The sequence below is a fragment of the Sporanaerobacter sp. PP17-6a genome, assembly GCF_900095615.1.
In the GTDB taxonomy this organism is placed as follows: domain Bacteria; phylum Bacillota; class Clostridia; order Tissierellales; family Acidilutibacteraceae; genus Acidilutibacter; species Acidilutibacter cellobiosedens.
In genome coordinates this window covers 1-25,237 of sequence record NZ_FMIF01000018.1, presented here as the reverse complement: position 1 = coordinate 25,237, position 25,237 = coordinate 1, and the positions used below count along the sequence as shown (strand labels likewise).

Sequence of the window (25,237 nt, the reverse complement as noted above, 5' to 3'; positions counted from 1 at the left end):
TAAAAGTCCCTAAGTTTTAAAACTTAGGGACGAAATTTCCGTGGTACCACCCACTTTATAAGGTATGAAACCTTATCACTCATTTCAAATAACGCTTTAGGCGTACTGCCTTACTCTTATTCAGGCAAACAGCTCCGAGGTGATCTTCTTAAAGGGTTTAGAGCAGTCTTTCACCTTATGACTATCTTCTCTGTATGCTAATCAGCCTTTAATACTCTCCTCTTCACAGCTTTTAAATATTAAATTCCATTTTAACCATGATACCGCAAAGATGATATATTGTCAAGGATTAAAAAATTTAAAAATCATTTTCTTTTAGGAAGATGTATAGCTCTTCCTAAACTGTCAGCACATGCTTCTTGTAAAGCTTCTGAAAATGTAGGATGACCGTGAACAATCTCCGACGCTTCATATGCGGTTATTTCCATAGCCATAAGTGATGATGCTTCATTTATTATTTCCGATGCTGAAGGTCCTATTATGTGGACTCCCAATATTTCCCCATACTTTTTATCAACTATCACTTTTACAAATCCCGAGGTTTCTCCTGAGGATAATGCCCTTCCATTGGCGGCAAAAGGAAACTTTCCTACAGAAATACTATAACTTTTCTTTGCTTCTTCTTCAGTAAGACCTACGGATGCAGCCTCTGGAATAGTATATATACAACTGGGTACACAATTCAAATTTATTTTTTCTCTCCCGCCCATAGCATTTACAGCCGCAACTTCTCCCATTTTGAATGCTGCATGAGCAAGCATTCTCTTGCCGTTTATATCTCCCGGAGCATATATTCCTTCTACGTTGGTTTCCATATAATCATTAACCTTAATCCTTCCTTTTTCCATTTCAAATTTAATATCTCCAGCTCCTTCTAAATCAGGAATTCTCCCTATGGAAAGAAGTACTTTATCCGCTGTCATACTTTCTCCTTTATCAACTTCAATGACCAATTTCTCATTCTTTTCTGTTATTCTTTGAAGTCTAACTGAGGTTAAAATTTTAACTCCTTTTTTTATTAATGAATCCTCCAAAAGCGTGGATATGTCATCATCCATGTTGGATACTATCCTATCCATCACCTCTATTATGGTCACCTTGCTTCCAAAAGAATTAAATACCGCTCCTAATTCTACTCCCACTGCTCCTCCGCCTATAATAACCAGTTCTTTAGGAACTTCCTTTAAATTAAGTATTTCATCACTGGTAAGGACTAATTTACTTCCTATCCCGGGAATATCTATTCTGGCAGCTTTGGAACCTCCTGCCAATATGATCTTCTTTCCTTCAATTAGTTTGTTACCATTTATATATACTTTTTTCTCTTTTGTTAATCTTCCTATTCCATTATATATATCCACTCCGTTACTCTTTAAGAGTCCCTGAACTCCCGTCGTAAGAGTCTTAACCACTTGATTCTTTAATTCCACGGTTCTTTCCATATCAATATTAACTTCAGGATTTGAGATAATTATTCCTCTTTTTTTTGCTTTTTCTATTTCGTGAATTATTTCAGCATTTTTAAGATATGTTTTGGCAGGAATGCATCCTCTGTTTAAACAAGTTCCCCCTAAAATATCCTTTTCTATTAAGGCTACCTTTCCCCCCATCTGAGCCGATTTAATAGCCGATACATATCCAGCCGGACCTCCTCCTATTATTATTACGTCATACATATTATTATCTGATGAAATGGCTTCCGATTTTTTCCCTTTAGATAAAGATTGAAATCCTACAATTTGAGATATGTCCTCGTCTTTTTCTCCAATATACCCTATGGTTGCTATAACGGGAACTACCTCTCCTTTATTTTTTAATATCTTAAGTAAGTAACCGGAAGTTTCAGCCTCTACTTCCATGTTTACCTTATCCGTCATTATCTCAAGGAGAACATCGCCTTTTTCTACATAATCCCCTTCTTTCTTATGCCATTTGATTATCTGCCCTTCCTGCATATCCATACCTGCTTTGGGCATTATTATTTCCGTTGCCAATATAAAACCCTCCCTTTTTGCATTACAATTAATACATCAATTTTAAACCAAAATCAATAACGGATTTTCCAACAGATATTTTAATTCCTTTAAAAATTTAGCTCCGATTAATCCGTCTATAATCCTATGATCTACCGTTAAGCTTAATGTCATTATGGATCTTATTACCGGCTGACCACCCACAGGCACTATTCTGTCTACTATGGCATTTACTCCCAATATTGCACTGTTAGGAGGATTGATAATAGGATTAAAATGAGTAATTCCATACATTCCCAGATTACTTACCGTAAATGTACTTCCCTGTAATTCATCAGGAGACAATTTCATATTCATTGTTCTTTCAGTGACATCCTTTTCAGCAATGACCATTTCAGTTAAACTTTTTTTATCCGCATCTTTTATTACCGGAGTAAGAAGTCCTTTTTCCATTCCCACCGCTACTGCCAGATTTACATAATCATGAATGATAATACCTTGTCCGTCTTCCGATAAACTTGCATTTATCATCGGGTGATTTTTTAAAGCTTTAGCTGTCGCAGTAAGGATTATATCCGTAATAGTGACTTTCTTCCTAGTTTTTTCCATTATATCCTCTTTTATTTCCCCTCTCAATTTTTTTACCTTAGTCATGTCAACTTCAGTGTTCAAAGTAAAGGTAGGAGCCGAAAAAAAGCTTTGAGACATCCTCTCTCCGATTATCTTTCTCATATTTGACATAGGAATTACCTCAATTTCTTTTTTTAAATTTTCCACAGGCTTTTGTTTCATGTCTTTTTCTTTTTTGACCTTTAGTAAATCTTCCTTCATTATTTTACCTTCCGAGCCGCTTCCTTTAATATCGGCCAAATTTATTCCTTCACTTTCCGCAATCCTTCGTGCAAGGGGAGTAACTTTTAATGAATCCCGTTTAAAATTCACAATATCTTTTTCCTGTATTCTGCCTTTAGGACCAGTCCCCTTAATTTTAAACAAATCTATTCCCATCTCTTTTGCAATTCTTCTTGCGGCAGGAGTCGCTCTTACTTTCCCCGGAATATCTAAGAATTCCTTCTGCATATCCATACTTTCGCCTCCTATCTATTCAATGTCTTGTTTACTGCAGATTTTATCTGTTCTTCACTCGGTACTACTGCCTTCTCCAATTCTGGATTATATGGTATTGGCACGTCCAAACCCGCAAGTCTGATTATAGGCGAATCCAAATAATCAAAGGCTTCGCTTTCCGTTACAACAGAAGCTATTTCTCCTAAATACCCTCCTGTTTTAGCTGCTTCATTTACTAATATCAATTTTCCCGTCTTTTTAACAGAATTTATTATCATTTCCTTATCTAAAGGAACTAATGTTCTCGGATCTACTACTTCTATACTTACTCCTTCCTTCTCCATCTCCTCAGCAACCTTTATCACTCTCGGAAGCATCCTCCCGTAACTCACTATTGTTACATCTTTTCCTTCATGTTTAATTTCCCCTTCCCCTAATGGGATTATAAAGTCCTCATCTTCGGGAACGAGACCTTTAACCTTATACAATGTCTTTTGTTCGACAAATACCACGGGATTATTATCCCTTATTGCTGCTTTTAAAAGCCCTTTTGCATCTTTCGGAGTCCCCGGTACCACTACTTTAAGCCCAGGTACATGGCAAAACCACGCTTCCAAACTTTGAGAATGTTGGGCCGCCGCTCCTGTTCCCGACCCTCCCGGACATCTCAAAACCATTGGAACTTTTGCCTTCCCTCCAAACATATAGTGCATTTTAGCTGCCTGGTTGACTAAGGAATCCATAGCAATAGTGGTAAAATCCATAAACATTATTTCTACAATAGGCCTCATCCCGGTAACTGCCGCTCCGGCAGCAGTTCCAACTATGGCTGCTTCCGATATGGGTGTATCTCTTACCCTATCTTTCCCGAACTCTTCAAACATTCCCACAGATACTCCAAAAGCTCCCCCATATAATCCTACGTCTTCCCCCATCAAAAATACATTTTCATCTCTTCTCATTTCTTCACACATTGCCATCTTAACTGCATCCTTATAAGTCATTTCTTTCATCTGTTCCATTGACTTCTCCCTCCTATGCATACACGTCTTCAGTCACAGTTTCAATCGGTGGATTGGGGCTGTTGTTTGCAAATTCCACAGCCTCTTCTATCTGATCCTTAGCCGTTTTTTCTATATCATTCAACTCTTCTTCTTTTGCTATATTGTTTTCCAATATATATTTTCTTAATCTCTTAATGGGGCATTTCTTTTTCCATTCCTCTACTTCTTCCTTTGTTCTGTACACTTGAGCATCGGACTTTGAATGTCCCAGCCATCTGTAAGTTTTACTTTCAACCAGCACAGGCCCTTTTCCACTTCTTACATACTCAGATACTTCCTTTATCAAATTATAAACATCTATTGCATTGTTCCCATCTACTACATATCCAGGAATTCCATAAGCCTTTGCCCTTATTGCTATATCCTTAATATTCATGGAATTCTTTACCGGTACGGACATACCATATAAGTTATTCTCACAATAGAAAATCACAGGCAATTTCCATACAGATGCCAAATTCAGCGATTCATGAAAACTTCCTTCATTGGAAGCTCCATCCCCAAAGAAACACAGGACAATCTTTCCAGTCTTTTTCATCTGCTGAGTCAACGCTGCACCTACAGCTATTCCGTGTCCGCCTCCGACCACTCCGTTTGCTCCCAAATTTCCTGCTTCTACATCTGCTATATGCATGGAACCGCCTTTACCTTTGCAATATCCTGTATATTTTCCCAAAAGTTCAGCCATCATTTTATTTAAATCTATTCCTTTCCCGATAACCTGACTATGTCCTCTATGAGTTGACGTAATTAAATCATCCTTATTTAATGCCATACAAGCTGCAACACTTGATGCCTCTTCTCCAACGGAAAGATGAGTTGTCCCATGAACCATCCCTCTTGCAAAAAAGTAACTTACTTTTTCCTCAAAAGCCCTTGCTTGGTTCATTCTCTTATACATTTCCAATATTGTCTCTTTGTCAATATAAGTCATATATATTCCTCCTGTTTTATTAAAAATATTTTTGTTGATTCATCAACAATAAATTTTTTTATTATAAATAACCTTTATAATCTGACTAAAGTATTTTATTAATATATAAAAATTATCTACTATATATCAATAATGTTATATATCTCTAACGAAAGGTAGTCCAGTAATAAATTACTGGACTCAACAATATATTTTAGATTTCATTACCTCTGTCCATAAACATTCTGAAAATAGTCATTGGCTATCTTAACCTCTTTTTCTGGCATTGGCACAGGCCTTCCAATGGTACGTGCCAAATAATATACTTTGGCCGAATCTTCAAACATCACTGCAGCAACTAACGCGTGATGAGGATTTTTCCCAAAAGCAAATACTCCATGATTCTGAAGTAAAACCGCTTTCTGATTTCCTAACACCTTCAATATATTTTCTCCCATTTTTTCTGAAGCTACCAGGGCATACTTTGCAACCGGAACTTCTCCCCCAACTTCATTAGCCATTGTAGTAGATATCACCGGAACATTTTCGTTTAGCATTGCAAAACAACTGGCATAAGCGGAATGAGTATGAATTATTCCATTGATATCCTTTCTTTTCCTATATATCTGAAGATGAGTCATCAAATCGGAACTGGGCTTTTTTAATCCATCAACTATTTTTCCATCGATATTCACTATCACAATATCTTCAGGTTTCAATTTGTCATATTCCATTCCGCTGGGAGTTATTGCTATTAATTCAGTTTTAGAATCTCTTCCGCTTACATTTCCTCCAGTTAAAGTTATAAGTTTATATTCCTTTAACTGAATACCAATATCTATAATTTCTCTTCTTAAGTCTTCTAATAGCAATATAGTCATTCCTCCTTAAAATTTATAAGTCTTAAATATACTAACTTATAAATTTAATTTTAAATATTACCTATTAATTTATTGCTTTTTGTCTTCTTATTCTCATTCCATTAAATATTGCCATTCCTAATGAAATAACTGTCATAATCACCGCACCTATAAACTTATGTTCCATAACTCTTGTAAATAACCAAGCCAAGGGATTTGCTCCATCACAAATACTCGAAATCATAGCCTTTCCTTCAGGCATTTTGAAGTTTGCATTTATTGCCAATTGAGTATGAAGCGGTGCAAGATTAGTAGCAATCAGCAATCCGCATGATACTATCAGCAGCCCTATAATTAAATTTCTAAATACATTGCCTTTAGTTATTGGAGTCACCAGTACTAATGAAAATGGAATTACTGCTAAATCTGCAAAAGGGATTACTTTGTTTCCCGGAATAATTGCAGCTAATAAAACAGTAATAGGTACCAACAATAAAGCAACCGACAACGTTGCTGGATTTCCTATACCTACTGCCGAATCAAGACCAATATATAGTCTCGTTCTGTTTTTAAACTTATTTTGAATAAATTCCTGTGCCGCCTCGGATACAGGAAGAAGCCCTTCCATAAGCATAGCGGCCATTTTAGGTATCAATACAAGAACTGCTCCCATTATAATTCCCAGATTTAATATTTGTTTTAAATTATATCCTGCCGCAATACCAATTCCTAATCCGATTACAGTTCCGATTAATATAGGTTCGCCAAATACCCCAAGACGATTCTGAAGTTTTTCAGCATCTATGTCAATCTTATTTACCCCGGGAATCATATCCAATATTTTATTAATGACAATTGCTATAGGTACGTAAGCCCCTGTAAATCCATGAGGTAAAGAAACCCCCTTAAGCCCTAAATGTTTTTCCACTCCTGGTGCAGTTAAATCCGCTATAACCATTATAATTATCATATCAAGGGCAGCGGCCACCAATCCCCAAGCAGTACTTCCCGTCACTGCTGCTACCAAAGCTCCTGTAAATGCGAAATGCCAATAATTCCAAATATCAATGTTTAAGGTCTGAGTAGTATTAGTTATAAGCATTATAATGTTGACTAATAATCCTAAGGGTATAATTAATGCCCCTACCCTTGAAGCAAATGCTATGGCTGCTGCCGCAGGCCAGCCTACGTCTATTACCGTAAGATTCAGTCCCAATCTTTCAACCATTATCTGAGAAGCTGTTCCCAAATTGTCTCCCAATAAGCCGATTACAAGATTAAGGCCTATAAAGCCAACCCCTACTGTTAGTCCAGCTCTGATTGCCTTTCCAGGTTTAGCACCTAATATAAGAGCAAAAATAATAATGATAATAGGCATCATTACCTGTGCCCCCAAATCAACAATGTAATCCAATATTGCCATTTGTCCCCCTCCTTATTTATAATTTTTATAAATTCAATTTTTCTATTACTTCATCTACTACTTTGCTTATTCCCACTCCAGTTAAAAAAGGAAGCCCAGAAACAACAGGAGTAGTTATTTTGCTTGGTACTTGAGTAGTAGAAATTATTAAATCATAATCTGCGGCTTTTGATACTAATTCTGCAACTTTACATTGATTTATAGTAACATTACTGTCTTTTTTTCTCTCTTTCAATTCCTTTCTAAGTTTATCAGCAGCCATTGTCGAAGTGCAAATACCTGTTCCACATGCAATTACTATTTTTTTCATACCCTCGCCCCCTAATATTTGTCTTTTATCAAAAATCCGAAATAAAGTACTTACAATAAATCTGAAAAAACTTTTTTTATTTCCTTAGGATTCTGCAATTGTTTCACTTTAAGTAGTAAATCTTTGTCCTGAAGTAATTTCATAAGTTTTTGAAGCATTTCAATTTGGCTTTCTGGTTCTTCCAATGCCATCATAAATATAATACTCACATCTACATTATTCTCCGGATTTCCCATGATCTTAAAGCTTATAGGGTTTTGTAGAATCCCGATGGACATAATTCCCCTGTTTACATGTATCGCATCTGTATGGGGTATAGCTACTCCCACTCCTTCCGTAGGAAGTCCTGTAGGAAATATCTTTTCTCTCTCAAGTACAGCATTTATATAGCTTTCCTTCACAAATCCTTTTTTATATAAAGATTCAGCCATTTTCCTTATAGCTTCATCTTTGTTTTTTACTTTAATGTTTGTAAAAATTAATTCTTCTCTTAAAAATTCCGAAGATTGTTTCATTAAATTACCTCCCAAATAGCTGCATAACTTCATCTACATTTCTTGCCTCTATTAATTTGTTATAATTATTTTCATCTTTAAAAAATTCACTAATCTCTCTCACCATATCAATACAATTTTCATCAAATCCAAGCAATACAACAATCTTAACTTTTTTTCCATCCCATTCAATCTCATCTTTCAGTATTCCAATACTAATAGAAGGTTTTATCACATTGACTGAATCTCCATGAGGGATAACTACCTTTTCATTCAAAAATGTAGGTCCTATTTCCTCTCTCGCCAATACGGAATTTAAAAAATTTTCATTCACTTTATTATCCTTATATAAAAGATCAACAAGTTTAATTACAGTTTCTTTTTTACTTTTTGTTTTCATGTTAATTAGTATATTTTGTGGACTCATTATATTTTTAATTTCTATATTTTCAATGTTTCTATCCAATACCTCTTTTAGTCTGCTTTCAATATTCCCCATTATAACGTCTTCTAAAGGTATATATGGTATCCCTCCAAATTTAGGATCTACTGTACCAATTATAGCTACTACTTCTCTGGTTTTTTGAATACTTCTAATAGTATCATCAATATCTTCATTCATTGCACCTATAGAAATTATATTAATATCTTCATCATATCTTTGAGCTAAATTTTCTATTAATTCCTTTATTTTTTGAGCCGAGCCATGACCGGTTATGCATATTGTTATAATAGTTTTAGACTTGCTATCACTTTTCTTATTCGTCTGAAACAACCTTCCTGTATATTTGGGTTCTTCAATTAAAGTATCAGCAATTTCATCCAAATCCGCATTTGGAAGTATAGACCTTCTTACAGCTTCTATAACCATAACAACATCCGTTCTCGAAATACTTCTGGTTCTTATTTCAGTATTCTTAGTTATGATTTCTCCAAATGTAACTAAAGAACCCATATCTACCAACAGTAAAACTCCTTTTCCTTCATCACACTCTTTCACTACTTCAGTAGCTCTTTCCAATACTGGTTCAGGACTTTCATCCAAAGACATTTCCACAGCTTTTGCATGATTTACTCCTAATAATTTATTAGCAACATCTGCCATTCCATTAGCAATATTCCCATGAGATATGACCACCACTCCTACTCTTCCTTCAGTTCTGTTTTCTTCTTCCCTTGTCATTCTTAAATACATAGTTATAAATCCTGCCTCGTCCTCAGATAACTTTACATTAAAATTCTTTTCAATAGTCTTCACCATTTCCCAAGCAATTTGAAATTCTTCTTTATAGTCTCTTTTTATCTTACTAAGTTGAGGGTTTTTAATTTTTTTTCCTTGTTTTACCCTGTCAATAGTTGTTGCCAGATGGATTGCTAAAACATAAAACAAATTATCCGGATTAATTCCTAACTTTATATCAGCTATTTGAACTATATTTTCAACTATTTCAATTATGTCATCTCCTACAACCTTTGCCAGATCCATTCTGCTGAGAGGCCTTGTGTTTCTCTTTACTCTGTTCATGAGAATCTCCAATTTTTCTTCCATTTCTGCTCCAATAATATGATTTATAGCTTCCTGATTCATATTCTGATGGTTCAATTCATTATATCGGGATTCTATATATCCATAAATTTCATTAGGAAGAATATACAAATTTTCATAGGGAGACATCTGGACAGGCTCGTTATCACTATGTATTAATATACTTGAACCTTTAATTAGGTTCATATTTTTCAATCTACTTTTTCTTATTGTTAAAAGCCCTTTCTTTGCGCTTAGAGGAAGCTCATCAGCAGTAATTTCCATAACATCCTTCCGTTTAACTACATAATCCAAAAAACTTCGCGCGCAGGATACTTGTATATCACTTCTCAATTGTCCTATGTTCCCCGGACAATCATATAAAAGCAAAGCATTTAATGCCTCCTTTGAAACCTTTATAAGGGAACTCTGAGTTCTGTTGGCCTCTTTTCTGAAAAATTCCTTTATAAGTTCCAATCTTTCATCAAAAGGTCTTTCCTTTAATGAAGGAAGTTCTATAACCATTGGAATTCTTCTCTTAAAAGTAGCTAATAAAGCAGAATCCGGGTTTTCAGTAGTAGCCGCAATTATAGTCAATTGTACTTCTCTTTCATTATCTGTTTCCCCAAGCCTTCTGAATTTACCTTTATCTATAAGATAAAACAGCAATTCCTGACCTTCTGCCGGTAACCTATGCACCTCGTCCAAAAATAATATACTTTTTTCTGCTTTTTCAACCAATCCTTCTTTATCTTCCTCTGCTCCCGTAAATGCTCCCTTTACGTATCCAAAAAGTTGAGACATAAGAAGCTGAGGATTATCCGCATAATCTGCACAATTGAATATAACAAAAGGTCTATCCTCATCAATCACTTTTATATCCTTTGCAAATTCATACATAGCTGCGGCCAATTCACTTTTTCCTACTCCTGTTTCTCCCAATATCAATGTATGAAGTCCTCGAGGAGGATAAAGCATTGCGGCCTGAGCCAATTGTATATGAGGTTTTAGACTTCCCGTTGAACCGATAATATTTTTAAATGATTGATATATTACATCATTCTCATTTTCTGAGATTCCCTTTTTATAAGTTTTGTTAATATTTTTAGTTGAGTTTTTTTTGTCCTCTTTTATTGCTTTCTTACATTCTCTAATAGTATATCTCGAAATATTAAATCCTCTTTCATTTACTATTTTAGTTAAATCTCTTTCAGAAATATTGCTGTCTTTGTTCAAGATATTTTCCACTAAACCTAAAAGATTATTCTTTCTTCTTTCTCTTGAATTTGGAATATTCATCTCATTTCTCAAATTTGTTATCGCTTCTCTACTTAATTGAAGAATCTCAGATAATTGAAAATCTGTATAAGGATTTTTTTTATTCTCCCCTTGTATTATTCTTTTCAATCTTTCTTTCATTTTTTCATCCTCGCTTATCATTAAACTTGCAAACATTATGCCAGCTTTCGAAAACCGATTTCAATCAAGTATTTTCAACCTTGGAGAGATTTCTATTACATAAAAAACCTTTTCCTTACGAATCATTCCATTATCAATTACAATGCATACCAAAGTACCAAACAAAATCTACCTCATTATATATAAAAATGAGAATGGCCTATTCCAATTCTCATTTTTATATATTTCCGTTAATAAATTTTCTATCCTATAAGATCTTCCTGTATCTGCCTTAGTTTATATATCAAAGTTGTAGTATCCAGTTTGACCATGTCATAGGATATAGCTTCGCCTTTTTTTATGTCCCTTTTAGCAACAGCATTCTTATTTATCAAGCCGAAGGGTACCAAATTATCCTTTCTAGCATTTTCATAAGTATCAACACTTCCGTAAGCCGTATATCCTCCTAACCCGTCAAATTTTTCTCCTGCCTTCAAATCCTTTTTAGCTATAGTGATAGTTTCCGCTATAGGTTTACCCATAGGTATAATTGTTGGTTGATGATCTAAGACAGCTTTTGCAACGGTTAATGGAGTTTCAAGACTTGTAAGATGATATGGACGATAAAGAACATAATTTGGCCCAGGTCCCATACTTAAATATTGCATTTCACGATGAACCTGAGGAAGTTTACTCGTTATTATTATAAATACTCCCGGAGCAATTCCATTAACGTAATCTACAATTCTGTATTGATTTAAAATGCCGCCCTCACTTTTTAATCTAAAAATACCTGTCAGCTCATTTACGGTAGCCGATGGTGCATGAGCTCCTCTTATATCGGGTATGAATCCTGTAGCATTAGCCATGCATGTCAATTCCACCATGGTTTTAGTTCCGTCTTTAAAAGATGTCAACATCTTAGGACTTACACCTGATTTTAAGGCTTGTTCATAAACACTATCTGGATTTGACTCCAAATTTACCGGATTATTTTTGCCTTTTCCTATAGCAATGACATCAAACCCTGCTGCGTCAGCAAAATCATACAATTCCTTCACAACTCCCGGTTCGTCTCCCGCCGTTCCTGTATATACCACTCCTGCATTTTGAGCAAATTTGTTAAGTATCGGTCCTATGACCACATCCGCTTCCACATTGAGCATTACGATATGTTTTTTGTTGAATATAGAATCCATCGCCAATTTAGCACCGATATCAGGAACTCCTGTAGCATCTACTACCGCATCTATAAGGTTTGCCCTTGCGGCAAACTCAAAATCCTGAGCAACTACATATTTCCCCTCTTCTATACTCCTATTTACTTGTTCAAGGGTATTTGCTATAATTATATCTTCTTTTCTAATGCCAGCTAATGTATAAGCTTCCACTGCGTTATCCAAATTTATGTCTACTACAAGAGAAGGAATCATACCTTTCATCAACATAGTTTGGCTGACCATCCCTTTTCCCATCTGTCCTGCTCCTACCAGTCCAACCTTTATTTGTTTGCCTTCTTCTTCTAACTTAGCCAATCTTGTGTTCAGTCCCAACATTTTTACTCCTCCATTTCTCAGCATATTATTGAAAAAAATTTCATACTATTAATTTTATTTCAAGATGATTATATAGTTAAAATATAATATAGTCAACTTTTGTTCTTCCGACTAACAGATATAAAAGGGCTTTTTCAAAACCAATTTAACAGAAAATTTATAAGGAAATTATGGCTTTTTTTATATCTATATATCTATTTTTTGTTATAATGGTATAGAATTAATTATTATTTTGAGGAGATATACATCTAATATATGGAGATGATATCTCCTATCTTTATATCTTCTATATTATGCTTGCCTTCTAATATTATTACTCCGGGCAATTCCTTTTCGTTGAAATTTTTAAATTTAAAAGTACAATGGCCTAATTCTTTTAAAGTCCTATTAGCCTCATCGCCAACAGCGGTAACTGTGAATTTCTTATCGCCGATTACAATTGTATCTCCAATTTCTACATCTGCTTTCATCTTATCTATAGTATGAAGAACTGAAATTTCAGCCAATTCATCCGGAGCATTTTCGTTAAACAGTATTAGCATATTTTCTTCAATAAGATCTTTTACCATTTCCCCCATTCCTACCACTGTTACCGAGTATTTCATAAAAATCCTCCTATTCTATTTATATAGTCCGATGCTGAATAAATAAGCAATAATTACCGATATAGGTCCAGTAATCAGTCTGGAAAATAATATAGCTGGAACACCTATTTCCACTGTTTCCGGTTCTGCATCACCTAAGCTAAGCCCTACTGGGATAAAATCACAACCTACCTGGGGATCTATAGCAAATAACGCAGGAAGTGCATATTGGGGAGGTATATTGCCTTTACCTATTTCCACACCTACAAGTACCCCTACTATTTGTGCTATAACAGCTCCAGGACCAAGCAATGGAGAAAGTATGGGAATTGCTGCTATAAGGGATATAACTAATAATCCGCCTAAGCTTCCGGAGAAGGGAGCTACAAATTTAGCAATAATATCTCCTATACCGCTTTTCAATATGATCCCAACAAGCATAGAAACAAAAGCCATAAAGGGAAGTATATTTTTAATTACAGAATCTATCGATTCTTTCCCCGCTGAATAAAATATTCCGACTACTTTTCCTGTCCCTTTTCCTATTCTTTCAATTATATTTCCTTTTTTTGCGTATACCTTTTTTTCTATAGCCACAGTATCAGTACCACCCTGATTATTGTGTTCACGAGTTTCTTCCTCCAATTCTTCCGTTAAAACTATATTCTTTAATCCTACCCCCGATACATAAACATCTTCTCTTATATATTTAGCTAAAGGTCCCGATTGCCCCACTGGCACTAAATTAACCGTCATGATATTTTTTTTCGGATATACACCACATCTTGCAGTACCTCCGCAATCTATAACAACCACTGCAATTTCTTCGTCAGGCACAGACGTTTTAAACCCATCTACCGTTACCCCTCCGGTTAAATCCGCTATTCTTTGTGCCACATCGGAAATTCCCCCGCCAGTAACAGATACTATCTTGTCCTTTCCAGGTTTTGGAGAAATAATTAAAGGACCTCCCCAGCCCCCTGGACCTTTCTCTATTTTTACGCTTTTATATTCCATAATATCTCCCCTCCTATTTATACCTGTTTTTTGCTCAACATCTTGTTAGTAATAAACTCAGTAGTAATTCCGCGAATAAATATAACAATGAGTCCTACTACGAAATACCTTATAGCAAGATCTCCTTGGGAATAGCCTAATTTCTGTATTCCCTGCGCTATTCCCAGATAGACGAACAATTCCGCAGAGTTAGCATGAGGAAACAACCCTGTTATAGGATGTACAAAAGATACTGCCGCATCATAAAAAGCTGGTTTATACTTTTCCTTTAGAAATTTCCCGAAAGTATAACACATGGGATTGGTTAAAAAGAACACGGATATAAACGGAAGTATAATATACCTTGAAAATACATTCTTTGTAGCCCTTTGAGCAACTCTTTGAACCTTATCCTCCCCTATGATTTTTATCAACGCATTTACGAATGTTATCAATACAATAAGAGTCGGAAGTATTCCTGTTATTAACCCAACAAGATTTTCTCCGCCTGCCTGAAATAAAGATATAAATCCTTCAGCTATCTTTGCAAGAGTTTTCATTTACATATTCCCCCTTTATTTTTAAATCAATAATTAAAATCTACCCTCCTTTCGTCTATAATTAATAAACTTTTTATATTTAATCAAACGCTTTTTTCAATGCCATAGCCGTCTTTTTATCTTTTAAAGAAGGCAATTCTTTTTTTATTTCGTCAATGGATTTATTTATAAATTCTTCTTTTAATTTAAATCTGTCAAATACGGTTATTCCCCTCATCTCCTGAGCATTTACCACTTTATTGTCTTTATCCACAGCTAATATAACAATTATTCCTTGAGATATTCTTCCTTTTTGTTGGCCGATTAGTAATTTTCCTTCTTTTTTCATAGCTCCCACTACTTTTTTAAAATTTCTTATCTGAAAATAAGAAAGAATTCCCTGCAATATCCACATAGAAAATATAAATATTATAATCTTTGTTAAATCACTCATTATTTCACCCCTATTAAAATGTATATGATAAATCAAGAACTGCTTCCGCCGTTTTACTGTCGATAATTAAAACATCTACATATCCTCCTATTATGGAAGCCAAAATTGCCTTTTTCTTCTCTATATATCCTGCCACTCCTATCTTCAAAGGGACTTTTTTTAATGATTCTAAGCTGATTCCTATAATTCTTTTATTCAGTTCAAATTTATCTCCGCTTCCGTATTTATCAATAAACATGGAACAAATATCGGCAGTAGCTCCTTGCCTTTCTAAATCTTCAATATCATCTAATGTAAAATACCCACTTTCGATCAATGTAGAGGTATTTAATAGAGGAAAACCTATTCCCATTAAAGCAATATCCGCTTTTTTCATTAATTCAAAGAATGCCTGTATATTTTTATCATGAATAAAGATTTCCTTTCTGTTTTCATTATCAACTATGGAAGGAGCATACAACATTCTACTTTCTCCCTTGAACTTTTTAGAGAGTTCAAGAGCTATGCTGTTTGAATGAATTTCTATATTGGTTTCACCAACTCCCCCAACCAATGGAATAAATGTAACTTTATTTCTCCTATCATTTTTTACATATTCAGGAATCTTACTTAAAGTTGTTCCCCAAGTCACTCCTATTATTTGGTCATCTTTAATTACCCGTTTTAAATATTCTGCTGCCGCCTTTGCCAGCTCTCTCTTTATTTCTTCCGGCTCATTAGTCATACTGTCAACTATGATTACTTCTTTCAATTTAAACTTTTTTTCCATCTGTTTTTCCAAATTAATATACTGATTTTTAATAGGATTAACTACAGAAATTTTCACTATATCCTTGTCCTTTGCGGATGATAATATTCTTGAAATAGAAGATTTAGAAATTTGCAATTTTTCTGCTATTTCTCCTTGATTTAATCCTTCGTCATAATACATCTGTGCACATTTAACCATAAGTCTAATGTCATAATTATTTTTACTCATACCAACCATCCTTGAATTTTTTTTCAATATATTAAATTATTTTCATAATTTACTTATAAAATATCAACAATTTTTTATGTTGTCAAGTTATGTTTATTTTTTCACTATTTAATTATACGATATATATAATAAATTCAATAAAAATTTTTTTCAAAAACCTCTATAAGTAAATAAAATTCAATTTATTGATTGAAATTTAACAATTTAAAACAGGGTTAAAAAATCAAGAGGCTATTCGCCTCTCCAGTATTTTTTAATTACATATTCCACTCCATCTTCTCTATTGGAAAGAGTTATATAATCAGCCTCTTTCTTTACTGATTCCAATGCATTACCCATAGCCACTCCAAGACCGGCAAACTTAATCATAGAAATATCATTTTCTCCGTCACCGATTGCCATTATATCTTTTCTGTCTATATTAAGCTTTTCGCTTATTACTTGTATAGCCTTCCCTTTGCTTACTTCAGGATTCCAAATTTCTAAAAAATAAGGAAGAGAAAATCCAAATGATAGCTTTGAGCCAAATATTTTTTCCATTTTATCTTTAAATGATGCCAATACTTTATTATCATCACATAAAAGCAGCTTCCCTATTCTGTCCCAATAATTATTATCATCTATAAATTTATATATGTTATCTACTTTATTAAGTCCTGATGCAGTATATGAGTCAAAAATGTTATATCCCTCTTTCTTTTTACTGTCCACATATATCTTATTTTTGATGAATACAAAGGTACAGATATCCCCTTCTTGACAATTTTTTATTATATTTTCTGCTATTTTAGAATCAAGTTTTTTCTCATAAATTATATTTTCTCCTGTCCAGTCTGAAATAATTCCTCCATTAAATCCTATAACAAAATCCTTTATCCCCAACTCATGATTAAACGGTAATATAGAATTAGGTTCTCTTCCTGAAGCTAATATAATTCTTGCTCCCTCTTCATTTAATTCATGTATAATTTTTTTATTCTTTTCGGATATTTTATGTTCGGGGTTAAGAAGCGTTCCATCTAAATCTAAAGCTAATATTTTAAACATTTTTCCCTCCTTAATCTAAGGCTGCATTTTCGCCGGCAATATATCCTGAAGCCCAAGCCCATTGAAGGTTAAAGCCCCCACAATCTCCATCAATATCTATCAATTCTCCCGAAAAATACAGCCCTTTGACTATCTTCGACTCTAAAGTTTTCGAGTTTATTTCATCTGTAGAGACTCCTCCAGCCGTTATCTGACAGCTTGGGAAAGATTTGCTTCCTATAATTTTCATTTCCCAATTCGTAAGAATATTAACTATCTTCTCCAATTCCACTCTGGTAATATTTTCCGATGACTTTCTTCTATCAATTTCGGTTTTTTTAAGTATTATTCCTATAAGCCTCTTATTTATAAGTCCAATAAGGCTTTCTTCCATTGTTCTTTTGGGCTTGTAATTAAATCTTTTTTTCAGGTATTCTCTTAATTCCTCTTTTGTCCTATCATTAATAATCGAAATAATAACAACCGGATTTTGCCCCATATTAATCAGTTCCAAAGCTTCTCTCGATATCTGTAGAACAGGAGGACCTGATATACCATAATTGGTAAAAAGTATATCTCCTCTTTCTTCTCTAAGTATACATCCATGATTGGCAAGTTTAATGTTACCTATAATCTTGACTCCGTCTGCCTCTTTTAATAATCTTTCCTCTGTCTTTAATTGTACCAAGCCCGGAAATATATTTGTGATTTTATGTCCCAAGGATCTGCTTAGTTCATATCCATTGCCATCCGAACCTGACGAAGGCATAGATTTTCCTCCTGTAGCCAATATTATTTTATCAGTTCTGAGACTTGTTCCCTTTTCCGATCTGACTATAAACCCGTTTTCAATTTTTTTAACACTTTTTACATAAAAATCGCATATTGTCTCTACTTTCAACTCCTCCAATTCCATTCTTAAAACATCTAACACACTGGAACTTTGAAGAGACATAGGAAATACTTTTCCCCCCTCTTCCACTGTAGGAGTTATGCCTAATTTTTCAAAAAAATCTATAGTTTTATCTGCGCCAAACTGAGACAAAATATATCTTGCAAATTCAGGATTCTCTCCATGATAATTTTTAATATCTATATCCATATTAGTATAATTACATCTTCCGTTTCCCGTCGCAAGTATCTTTTTACCGACTCTGGGGTTTCTTTCAAGTATTGTAACTAATGCTCCCTTTCTTTTGGCAGCAATAGCTGCAATCATTCCCGAAGCTCCTCCTCCTATAACTATTATTTTTTTTGACATAATAAAAACTCCTTTTTACATAATCAATGATTATTATACCAAAAAATTATTATCAAATGAATCATTCTTTTAAAAATATTAAATATAATTTGTCTAAACTAAAAATAAGGGAGATAGTACATATTTTCTATGTGTTCTACCTCCCGAAATAGTGTTATTATTTAAATTTTACGGTACACCAAACTTTTTTCGTATTATTTCAAACATCCGTTTAATAAACAACCCTGTTAAAGATAGGTATGCATTGGATAAGTTAAATACTGTAAATTATCAATTTTCTCGGCTGTTACATATCCCGGTTTTGCATTAATTATTGTTGGAATTCTATTAACAATAGTTGCACAAGTATGAGCAACTGTATCCGGTTTTTCCACCGAAAATACCACATTAGGTTCCCCTATAATCTTCCAATCGCACATATCTCCATCGGATTTACGATATACTTTCCCAATACATTGAAGTTCCAAATCAACTCCCTGATGAGTATGAATAGTTGAAACTGAAGACATTCCGATAGCATATCCGGCAGGAATTGTTTTCCCTAATGTTTCAGAATAAATATCTTCATCAAGGGTAAAAGGAACACTTTTTTGAGAAATGGATTTAATTGTCCAGTTCATCTTTGAACAAATTGCTTCCCCTGCATTCCACATGTAAGAAGGCAGACTTTCTGCACGGGTAATTTCTTTTTCAAATTTAGCCAGATCATATCCGACACCATGGGCTTCTGCCAGAGCCAAGCCATAATCTTCAACATTATAACTTACAGCTCCTTCAATTTTTTTAATTTTATTTACTCCGGCAGCAACAAGACAGGGAAGATTAATCCAATATATATCCTGCATGCCTGTTCCTGTAATTGTTATATTGTTTTCCTTAGCTAATCGGTCAAGACGATTTGTTTCCGAAGGAGATGTATTCCATGGATATATTGCTTCTTCGCATGTTGTCACAACATTTACGCCATGTTCGGCACATTTTTCAAAAAATTGGAATATATCTTTCATATAACTGGAAATTGTGACAACCGCAATATCCGCATCACAAGATTCAAAGACTTCATCAGCATTGTCTGAAATTATAACTCCCGTTTTAAATCCAAGATTTGCAAAATCACCAATATCCTGTCCGGCATTACTTCTGCCGATTGCCCCTACAACTTCAGCTCCGTGATCATATAAGTATCTTATGATTACTTTAGCCATTTTACCGCATCCATACTGTATTACCCGTATTTTTTCTTTTCCCATACCAATTTTCCTCCTCATTTGATATAATATTCACAAAAGATTATTTACAATTTTATTATAATGTCTCTGGTAACTGGAGAGTCAAGGAGGATTATAAATGTTTTCCAAATTATTAAAAATAGGTGAGCTTGCCCATCTTAATCATATCTCTGTCGGAACTTTACGACACTATGATGAAATCGGTTTATTAAAACCTGAATATGTTGACCCTGAAACAAATTATCGATATTATTCTATCGAACAATCTGCACTTATAGATATAATACAATTTTTAAAAAACTTTGATTTTTCCCTCGACAAAATTGATTCACTATTAAATAGCAGCAATATTGATTTATTATATAAAGAAATTTGCAGTCAGAAACTTATATTGACGGAATATAAAGATGAAATCGACAGGAAGATTAGCCTTATCCAGCAATTTAAAGAATCTATTGATACATATGTGCAGAATAAAAATAAAAATGAGCTTGAAATTCTTAAATTTAATCAACGTAGGATTTATACATATTCCATATCCAAAAATATTTATGAAATGACAGTAGACGAATACGAATACTATTTGAGAGAATTCAAAATACATTTAGCAAAAGCAAAAATTCCTTTAGCTTATTTCAATAGGGTTGGATCCATTATGGATAAAAATTATTTTATAAATAAGCAATTTTTTTCCAACGAACTCTTTATATTTTTACCAACATCACAGAATATTAATTTAAAGACAAAAAATATTCCTGCAGGAAATTATGCTACATATTTTTGCAATTCATTTGAAGAGGAACTTCCTGCATTAAATACCCTATATGATTTAATTAAATCAAAAAATCTTACTGTAACCGGAGACTATATTTGCGAAGTAGTTTATGAAATTCCAAACAAATCAAAAAACAATAGAAAAATGTTTATACGCCTTCAGATACCTGTAAGTTTATAAAATAAAAGACATGAAATTAATATTAATTTCATGTCTTTTATTTTATAAACTTCTGAATATCTCTTCATCTTCTAAATTTTCTTGTTTCAATCCCTCATCTATCTGTGCAATAATATCCTCTTTATCTTTCATGAGGGTCCCTCTTAGGGAAACATAATTTGAAGCATGATTGCTTCTAAATATGCAATTATTTACATAAAGATTTTCTACAAAGATCCTATTTTCATGAAGTACTTCTTTAGGTTTTAACAATATAAATTTACCCTTATTTACATCTTCATATAACTCAGTCCCATCTTCTACCAACAAAGTTAAAAGTCCTATATAGTTGGGCTGAATTTCATTTATTACTTTTGCAGATTCGATAGCATGCTCAACAGAATATTCTTTTCCGCCTATTCCAGATATGAGAGTTACTGAAAGCTTTATATCGGATTTAACTATTTTTCTCCCCGCTTCAATTAATTCCCGAGAATTAACTCCTTTTTTAATCTTCTCGAGTATCATATCACTCCCCGTTTCTACTCCCATATATACCATATCAAGCCCTAAGCTATGAAATTCTCTTAATTCTTCATCCTTTTTTATAAGAATGGAGTTAGGAGAACCATATATTGAAACTCTCTTACATTCGGGAAATATTATCCTTATAGCATTTAATAATTCAACAAGGTATTCTCTTTTAGCTATAAGAGCATCTCCATCGGCTAAAAATATTTTTTCAACTTTTCTATAATATTTTCTTGACTCTTTCAGATCTTCCAATACATCTTCCAATTTTCTTATTCTAAACTTTTTATCTTTGTACATCGAACAAAATGTACATTTATTATGAGAACATCCTATAGTAACTTGTATTATTAAACTATAAGCTTCACTGGGAGGTCTGTATACTATTCCTTCATAATCCATTGATTTCCTTCCTTTTTAATTACATTTGGAGTATCCGCAATTCATACAAATTACACATCCGCTTTCATGGGCGATTTTACTTCCACATTCAGGGCAAATAAACTTCTTATTTTCATTAGACGGCTTTTCTTCTTTTGATTCTTTTATATTATCAGTGTCAGAACCTTTAGTCTTCCCACATGCGTTTAACGTCCTTTCGAGAGCCTTTCCTATGGCATCGGGGCAAGACAAAACTTTTATATTATTATTCATGGCTTTCTGTCTCAAAGTAGAATGGCATCTTATTCCCTTAAGCTGTTCAATTATTTCTTTCGGGTCTATTCCCGATCTTAAGGCAATGGAAACCAATCTGCTGGTAGCTTCGCTTTGGCTGGGACAGCCTCCTGCCCTTCCGACATTAGTAAACACCTCACATATGCCATTTTTATCATAATTAACCGTTATATAAAGATTTCCGCAACCAACCCTAACTTTTTCCGTCATTCCCTGAGTAGTTTCAGGCCTCATTCTGGGTTTAATATTATTAGATGAAATACTATTACCTGTAGTTAATACCTGATTATCTCTGCTTCCGTCTCTATATATGGTTACCCCTTTACAGCCTAATTTATAGGCAAGGTTATAAACTTCCTCAACGTCTTTTTCAGTTGCATCATTCTTAAAGTTTACCGTTTTAGAAACCGCATTGTCAACGTGCTTTTGAAATGCCGCCTGCATCTTAATATGCCAAAAAGGTGATATATCATGAGCCGTCACAAATACTTTTTTAACATCTTCCGGTATCTCGGAAATATGTGCTAAAGAACCTTCTTCCGCAATTTTTTTCATGAGTTCTTCAGAATAGAATCCTCTTTCTTTTGCTATCTGTTTGAAATAAGGATGAACCTCCAAAAGTTTATCTTTATCCATAACATTTCTTACAAAGGATATGGCAAACAATGGTTCAATACCACTGCTGACACCAGCTATGATGCTTATTGTTCCTGTAGGAGCAATTGTAGTCGTTGTAGCATTTCTCATTTTAATATTTTTATCTTTATATATACTTAAGTCATAAGCAGGAAATGTTCCTCTTTTTTCTGCTAATTCCATTGATTTCTTTTTAGATTTTTCATCAATATATTTCATTAATTTGTCTGCAAGATCTACGGCCTTTTGAGAATTATAAGGTACATTCAAATAAAACAACAAATCTGCAAAACCCATTATCCCCAAGCCTATCTTTCTCGTTTTCTTCGTCATTTCATCTATTTCTGTCAAAGGATATTTATTCATATCTATCACATTATCTAAAAAATGTACTGCAATATCTACTGTTTCTCCAAGTTTTTCATAGTCAATTTCATAATTGTCTCCAACTTTTTTTATCATTGCAGCCAAATTAATAGATCCAAGGTTACATGATTCAAATGGAAGAAGAGGTTGTTCTCCGCATGGATTTGTGCTTTCTATTTCCCCAAGTTTACGAACAGGATTAGATTCATTTATCCTATCTAAAAATATTATCCCCGGTTCTCCTGTACTCCAAGCCATTGAAACTATATATTTAAATACTTCTCTTGCGTTTAACTTCTTTACAGATTTACGAGTATGAGGATCTATAAGATCATAATCCTCTCCCTTTTCTACTGCTCTCATAAATTTTTCAGTAATTCCTACACTTATATTAAAATTGGTTATTTCTCTCGTATCACTTTTACATTGAATAAATTCCATGATATCAGGATGATCTACCCTTAATATTCCCATGTTTGCACCTCTTCTGGTGCCTCCCTGTTTTACCGCCTCTGTAGCAGCATTAAAGACTTTCATAAAGCTTACAGGTCCTGAGGCTACTCCTCCTGTAGATCTGACTGTCGAGCCTTTCGCTCTTAATCTCGAAAAACTGAATCCGGTTCCTCCTCCGCTTTTATGTATCAATGCGGCATTTTTTATAGAACTAAATATTCCCTCCATGGAATCTTCTACCGGAAGAACAAAGCAAGCGGAAAGCTGCCCCAATTCTTTGCCTGCATTCATAAGAGTAGGAGAATTAGGTATGAATTTAAGACTGCTCATTACCTCATAAAACTCATCCCTTATTTTTTCTATTTCCTCGCCATCATATAACTTATCAGCCGAAGCAACAAAATCTGCAACTCTCCTAAACATCTCATGAGGAGTCTCCATTAAATTTCCGTTTTCATCTTTTAACAAATATCTTCTTTCTAATACTCTGATAGCGTTTTTTGATAATTCCATTTATGCACCTCTATTCTACTATATTTAGTGGATTATATATTTATATGCACTACTTATTGTATCACTCTTTCGATTATCCGTAAAAGATATTATTTCTTTAATTCATACTTAATTCGTTAATATATGATGATTAAAACGATTTTCTTAATTGTAACAAGCATTTAATTATTTTCTCTTAAGTAAGCACTTTTAGTATAATTATTTGATGCGTTCCAAAAAATCCATTCCTCTATATTATTATCGTAACAGGCTTTTTTCTGTTTATTAATTTCGTCTGGGCCATAGGTCCTATAATTTGTTCCATATTCTTTTTTCAGCCAAGGAGCGGAAAAATCTTGAAGCCAGGGCCTAATAATACTCTTTCTTTCACTTTTCATATTTTTTATTCTGTTCTGTGCAGTCTCCAGACTCCTATTTACAATGGCGTAAGGCTGAGAATTGGGATACTTAATTCCATAGGTTCCTAAATAATAATGGGAAGGATAAACCATGGGACATAATATGTCTACGCTATTTGCTAAAATTTCTAAACTTTGTCCTAATCCCATATCTCCCGAAGATGTCGTTACCAGTCCAAATATGTCTGCAGATACATACACTCCGAGAGGTTCTAATCTTTGTCTGGCATATTGAAGAAATTCTCCTATAACCTGCGCCATATTTCTACCCTCTGTTCCTTTGCCATAATCGATATTTTTAACATTTCCATCCGAAGGAAATCTCACGTAATCAAACTGAACCTCTTTAAATCCCATTAATGCAACCTTTTCTGCAATTTCAACAGGATATTCCCAAGACTCTTTATTATAGGGATTAAGCCAAGCATCGCCTTTATTATCCAACCATACCTTTCCATTTTTAGATTTTATGGATAAATCAGGTCTTTTCAAAGCCATTAGTCTATCTTTAAATGTAACTATTCTGGCAATAGGATAAATATTATTTTTTCTCAATATATCCATAAATTCATTCAAATCTTTTACTTTTATATTTTCACATGCCCCAACCTCCTGAGCAAGTTTTATGTCCAAATCAAAAGTCAATTCTCCCGTATCATCTTTGACATCAATAACTACCGCATTTACTTCCGTCTCATTAATAAATTTTATTAGTTTATTAAATTTCTCTTTAAATCCGGCTGTATTCCCTGTAATATAAATTCCCTTCACTTTTATTTTATCTTTATATGATGCCCAATTAGTTTGGGGTTGAAAAAAATAATCTTTTTTCTTTGTATATGTATAAGACATCTTTTCATTTTTTTCGGAATTGCTACGTCCTTTCCCGATTAAAATGCATATTAATATTAATATAATTACAAGAATTATCTTTTGATAATCTTTCACTTCTACACCTCATTATATAAGTTCTGATTTTATTAATACCCTTAACATTTTAATATATTTAATATTTTCTTTCAAATTTTCAAACTTTTCTGCATATATAGTACAATTCTCTATACACCTTATATAATAAT

Annotated in this window: 22 protein-coding genes and 1 other annotated feature; of the genes, 1 reads left to right on the top strand and 21 read right to left on the bottom strand. The window is 33.7% G+C overall.

All coding sequences use genetic code 11. The annotated features are described in order from the left end of the window. Positions 1-22: 22 nt before the first annotated feature. Positions 23-236: a binding site (T-box leader), on the bottom strand. Between the two features lie 69 nt (positions 237-305). The 18 genes from lpdA to PP176A_RS08970 form a co-directional block, all read right to left on the bottom strand. After that, positions 306-1,994, bottom strand: a complete 1,689-nt coding sequence (gene lpdA, locus PP176A_RS09055) for a dihydrolipoyl dehydrogenase (protein WP_071140157.1) — start codon at positions 1,992-1,994, stop codon at positions 306-308. A gap of 42 nt (positions 1,995-2,036) precedes the next feature. After that, positions 2,037-3,059, bottom strand: a complete 1,023-nt coding sequence (locus PP176A_RS09050) for a 2-oxo acid dehydrogenase subunit E2 (protein ID WP_234958901.1) — start codon at positions 3,057-3,059, stop codon at positions 2,037-2,039. An 11-nt stretch (positions 3,060-3,070) separates the two neighbouring features. Next, complete coding sequence (locus tag PP176A_RS09045; protein ID WP_071140156.1) at positions 3,071-4,063, bottom strand: alpha-ketoacid dehydrogenase subunit beta; 993 nt, start codon at positions 4,061-4,063, stop codon at positions 3,071-3,073. A gap of 13 nt (positions 4,064-4,076) precedes the next feature. Continuing rightward, the gene (locus PP176A_RS09040; protein ID WP_071140155.1) at positions 4,077-5,039 is read right to left on the bottom strand and encodes a thiamine pyrophosphate-dependent dehydrogenase E1 component subunit alpha; all 963 of its coding nucleotides are present in this window, start codon (positions 5,037-5,039) and stop codon (positions 4,077-4,079) included. Between the two features lie 203 nt (positions 5,040-5,242). Then, positions 5,243-5,890, bottom strand: a complete 648-nt coding sequence (locus PP176A_RS09035) for an L-ribulose-5-phosphate 4-epimerase (protein WP_143037679.1) — start codon at positions 5,888-5,890, stop codon at positions 5,243-5,245. Between the two features lie 73 nt (positions 5,891-5,963). Beyond that, positions 5,964-7,301 (bottom strand): PTS galactitol transporter subunit IIC, encoded by a 1,338-nt coding sequence (locus tag PP176A_RS09030; RefSeq protein ID WP_071140153.1) that lies wholly within the window; start codon positions 7,299-7,301, stop codon positions 5,964-5,966. A 25-nt stretch (positions 7,302-7,326) separates the two neighbouring features. Continuing rightward, entirely contained in the window at positions 7,327-7,611 is a 285-nt protein-coding gene (locus PP176A_RS09025; protein WP_071140152.1) for a PTS sugar transporter subunit IIB, read from the bottom strand. A gap of 50 nt (positions 7,612-7,661) precedes the next feature. Continuing rightward, the gene (locus PP176A_RS09020; RefSeq protein ID WP_071140151.1) at positions 7,662-8,126 is read right to left on the bottom strand and encodes a PTS sugar transporter subunit IIA; all 465 of its coding nucleotides are present in this window, start codon (positions 8,124-8,126) and stop codon (positions 7,662-7,664) included. A gap of 4 nt (positions 8,127-8,130) precedes the next feature. After that, the gene (locus PP176A_RS09015) at positions 8,131-11,049 is read right to left on the bottom strand and encodes a sigma 54-interacting transcriptional regulator (RefSeq protein ID WP_071140158.1); all 2,919 of its coding nucleotides are present in this window, start codon (positions 11,047-11,049) and stop codon (positions 8,131-8,133) included. Between the two features lie 242 nt (positions 11,050-11,291). Further along, positions 11,292-12,584 (bottom strand): NAD(P)H-dependent oxidoreductase, encoded by a 1,293-nt coding sequence (locus PP176A_RS09010; protein WP_071140150.1) that lies wholly within the window; start codon positions 12,582-12,584, stop codon positions 11,292-11,294. A 248-nt stretch (positions 12,585-12,832) separates the two neighbouring features. After that, positions 12,833-13,189 carry a PTS glucitol/sorbitol transporter subunit IIA gene (locus PP176A_RS09005; RefSeq protein ID WP_071140149.1) on the bottom strand — a complete coding sequence of 119 codons (357 nt, stop codon included), beginning with the start codon at positions 13,187-13,189 and terminating at the stop codon, positions 12,833-12,835. 15 nt (positions 13,190-13,204) lie between these two features. Then, positions 13,205-14,185 carry a PTS glucitol/sorbitol transporter subunit IIB gene (gene srlE / locus PP176A_RS09000; RefSeq protein ID WP_071140148.1) on the bottom strand — a complete coding sequence of 327 codons (981 nt, stop codon included), beginning with the start codon at positions 14,183-14,185 and terminating at the stop codon, positions 13,205-13,207. A gap of 17 nt (positions 14,186-14,202) precedes the next feature. After that, positions 14,203-14,724, bottom strand: a complete 522-nt coding sequence (gene srlA / locus PP176A_RS08995; protein WP_071140147.1) for a PTS glucitol/sorbitol transporter subunit IIC — start codon at positions 14,722-14,724, stop codon at positions 14,203-14,205. A gap of 79 nt (positions 14,725-14,803) precedes the next feature. After that, the gene (locus tag PP176A_RS08990) at positions 14,804-15,157 is read right to left on the bottom strand and encodes a transcriptional regulator GutM (protein WP_143037677.1); all 354 of its coding nucleotides are present in this window, start codon (positions 15,155-15,157) and stop codon (positions 14,804-14,806) included. A gap of 13 nt (positions 15,158-15,170) precedes the next feature. Further along, on the bottom strand, positions 15,171-16,136 hold the full coding sequence (locus PP176A_RS08985; RefSeq protein WP_071140145.1) for a sugar-binding transcriptional regulator: 966 nt from the start codon (positions 16,134-16,136) through the stop codon (positions 15,171-15,173). 231 nt (positions 16,137-16,367) lie between these two features. Next, a complete protein-coding gene (locus PP176A_RS08980) occupies positions 16,368-17,183 on the bottom strand; it encodes a Cof-type HAD-IIB family hydrolase (protein ID WP_071140144.1) in 816 nt (271 codons plus the stop codon). 10 nt (positions 17,184-17,193) lie between these two features. Then, positions 17,194-18,423 carry an NAD(P)/FAD-dependent oxidoreductase gene (locus PP176A_RS08975; RefSeq protein ID WP_071140143.1) on the bottom strand — a complete coding sequence of 410 codons (1,230 nt, stop codon included), beginning with the start codon at positions 18,421-18,423 and terminating at the stop codon, positions 17,194-17,196. Between the two features lie 227 nt (positions 18,424-18,650). Further along, positions 18,651-19,673 (bottom strand): NAD(P)H-dependent amine dehydrogenase family protein, encoded by a 1,023-nt coding sequence (locus PP176A_RS08970; RefSeq protein WP_071140142.1) that lies wholly within the window; start codon positions 19,671-19,673, stop codon positions 18,651-18,653. Between the two features lie 97 nt (positions 19,674-19,770). Here PP176A_RS08970 and PP176A_RS08965 point away from each other — a divergent pair, with 97 nt between their 5' ends. Further along, positions 19,771-20,607 carry a MerR family transcriptional regulator gene (locus PP176A_RS08965; protein WP_071140141.1) on the top strand — a complete coding sequence of 279 codons (837 nt, stop codon included), beginning with the start codon at positions 19,771-19,773 and terminating at the stop codon, positions 20,605-20,607. Positions 20,608-20,649: 42 nt separating this feature from the next. On the opposite strand, the gene PP176A_RS08960 is transcribed toward PP176A_RS08965, so the two are convergent. From PP176A_RS08960 to PP176A_RS08950, 3 genes are all read right to left on the bottom strand, one after another. Then, positions 20,650-21,519, bottom strand: a complete 870-nt coding sequence (locus PP176A_RS08960) for a radical SAM protein (RefSeq protein ID WP_071140140.1) — start codon at positions 21,517-21,519, stop codon at positions 20,650-20,652. Between the two features lie 15 nt (positions 21,520-21,534). Further along, positions 21,535-23,760 carry a vitamin B12-dependent ribonucleotide reductase gene (locus PP176A_RS08955; protein WP_071140139.1) on the bottom strand — a complete coding sequence of 742 codons (2,226 nt, stop codon included), beginning with the start codon at positions 23,758-23,760 and terminating at the stop codon, positions 21,535-21,537. Positions 23,761-23,921: 161 nt separating this feature from the next. After that, the gene (locus PP176A_RS08950) at positions 23,922-25,106 is read right to left on the bottom strand and encodes a putative glycoside hydrolase (RefSeq protein ID WP_071140138.1); all 1,185 of its coding nucleotides are present in this window, start codon (positions 25,104-25,106) and stop codon (positions 23,922-23,924) included. Positions 25,107-25,237 lie beyond the last annotated feature (131 nt).

Excerpts from the sequence above, each read along its gene's own strand:
- PP176A_RS09050 (WP_234958901.1), bottom strand. The coding sequence starts at position 3,059 with ATGGATATGCAGAAGGAATTCTTAGATATTCCGGGGAAAGTAAGAGCG.
- PP176A_RS09045 (WP_071140156.1), bottom strand. The coding sequence starts at position 4,063 with ATGGAACAGATGAAAGAAATGACTTATAAGGATGCAGTTAAGATGGCA.
- PP176A_RS09040 (WP_071140155.1), bottom strand. The coding sequence starts at position 5,039 with ATGACTTATATTGACAAAGAGACAATATTGGAAATGTATAAGAGAATG.
- PP176A_RS09030 (WP_071140153.1), bottom strand. The coding sequence starts at position 7,301 with ATGGCAATATTGGATTACATTGTTGATTTGGGGGCACAGGTAATGATG.
- PP176A_RS09025 (WP_071140152.1), bottom strand. The coding sequence starts at position 7,611 with ATGAAAAAAATAGTAATTGCATGTGGAACAGGTATTTGCACTTCGACA.
- PP176A_RS09020 (WP_071140151.1), bottom strand. The coding sequence starts at position 8,126 with ATGAAACAATCTTCGGAATTTTTAAGAGAAGAATTAATTTTTACAAAC.
- PP176A_RS09015 (WP_071140158.1), bottom strand. The coding sequence starts at position 11,049 with ATGAAAGAAAGATTGAAAAGAATAATACAAGGGGAGAATAAAAAAAAT.
- PP176A_RS09010 (WP_071140150.1), bottom strand. The coding sequence starts at position 12,584 with ATGTTGGGACTGAACACAAGATTGGCTAAGTTAGAAGAAGAAGGCAAA.
- PP176A_RS09005 (WP_071140149.1), bottom strand. The coding sequence starts at position 13,189 with ATGAAATACTCGGTAACAGTGGTAGGAATGGGGGAAATGGTAAAAGAT.
- srlE (WP_071140148.1), bottom strand. The coding sequence starts at position 14,185 with ATGGAATATAAAAGCGTAAAAATAGAGAAAGGTCCAGGGGGCTGGGGA.
- srlA (WP_071140147.1), bottom strand. The coding sequence starts at position 14,724 with ATGAAAACTCTTGCAAAGATAGCTGAAGGATTTATATCTTTATTTCAG.
- PP176A_RS08990 (WP_143037677.1), bottom strand. The coding sequence starts at position 15,157 with ATGAGTGATTTAACAAAGATTATAATATTTATATTTTCTATGTGGATA.
- PP176A_RS08985 (WP_071140145.1), bottom strand. The coding sequence starts at position 16,136 with ATGAGTAAAAATAATTATGACATTAGACTTATGGTTAAATGTGCACAG.
- PP176A_RS08980 (WP_071140144.1), bottom strand. The coding sequence starts at position 17,183 with ATGTTTAAAATATTAGCTTTAGATTTAGATGGAACGCTTCTTAACCCC.
- PP176A_RS08975 (WP_071140143.1), bottom strand. The coding sequence starts at position 18,423 with ATGTCAAAAAAAATAATAGTTATAGGAGGAGGAGCTTCGGGAATGATT.
- PP176A_RS08970 (WP_071140142.1), bottom strand. The coding sequence starts at position 19,673 with ATGGGAAAAGAAAAAATACGGGTAATACAGTATGGATGCGGTAAAATG.
- PP176A_RS08965 (WP_071140141.1), top strand. The coding sequence starts at position 19,771 with ATGTTTTCCAAATTATTAAAAATAGGTGAGCTTGCCCATCTTAATCAT.
- PP176A_RS08960 (WP_071140140.1), bottom strand. The coding sequence starts at position 21,519 with ATGGATTATGAAGGAATAGTATACAGACCTCCCAGTGAAGCTTATAGT.
- PP176A_RS08955 (WP_071140139.1), bottom strand. The coding sequence starts at position 23,760 with ATGGAATTATCAAAAAACGCTATCAGAGTATTAGAAAGAAGATATTTG.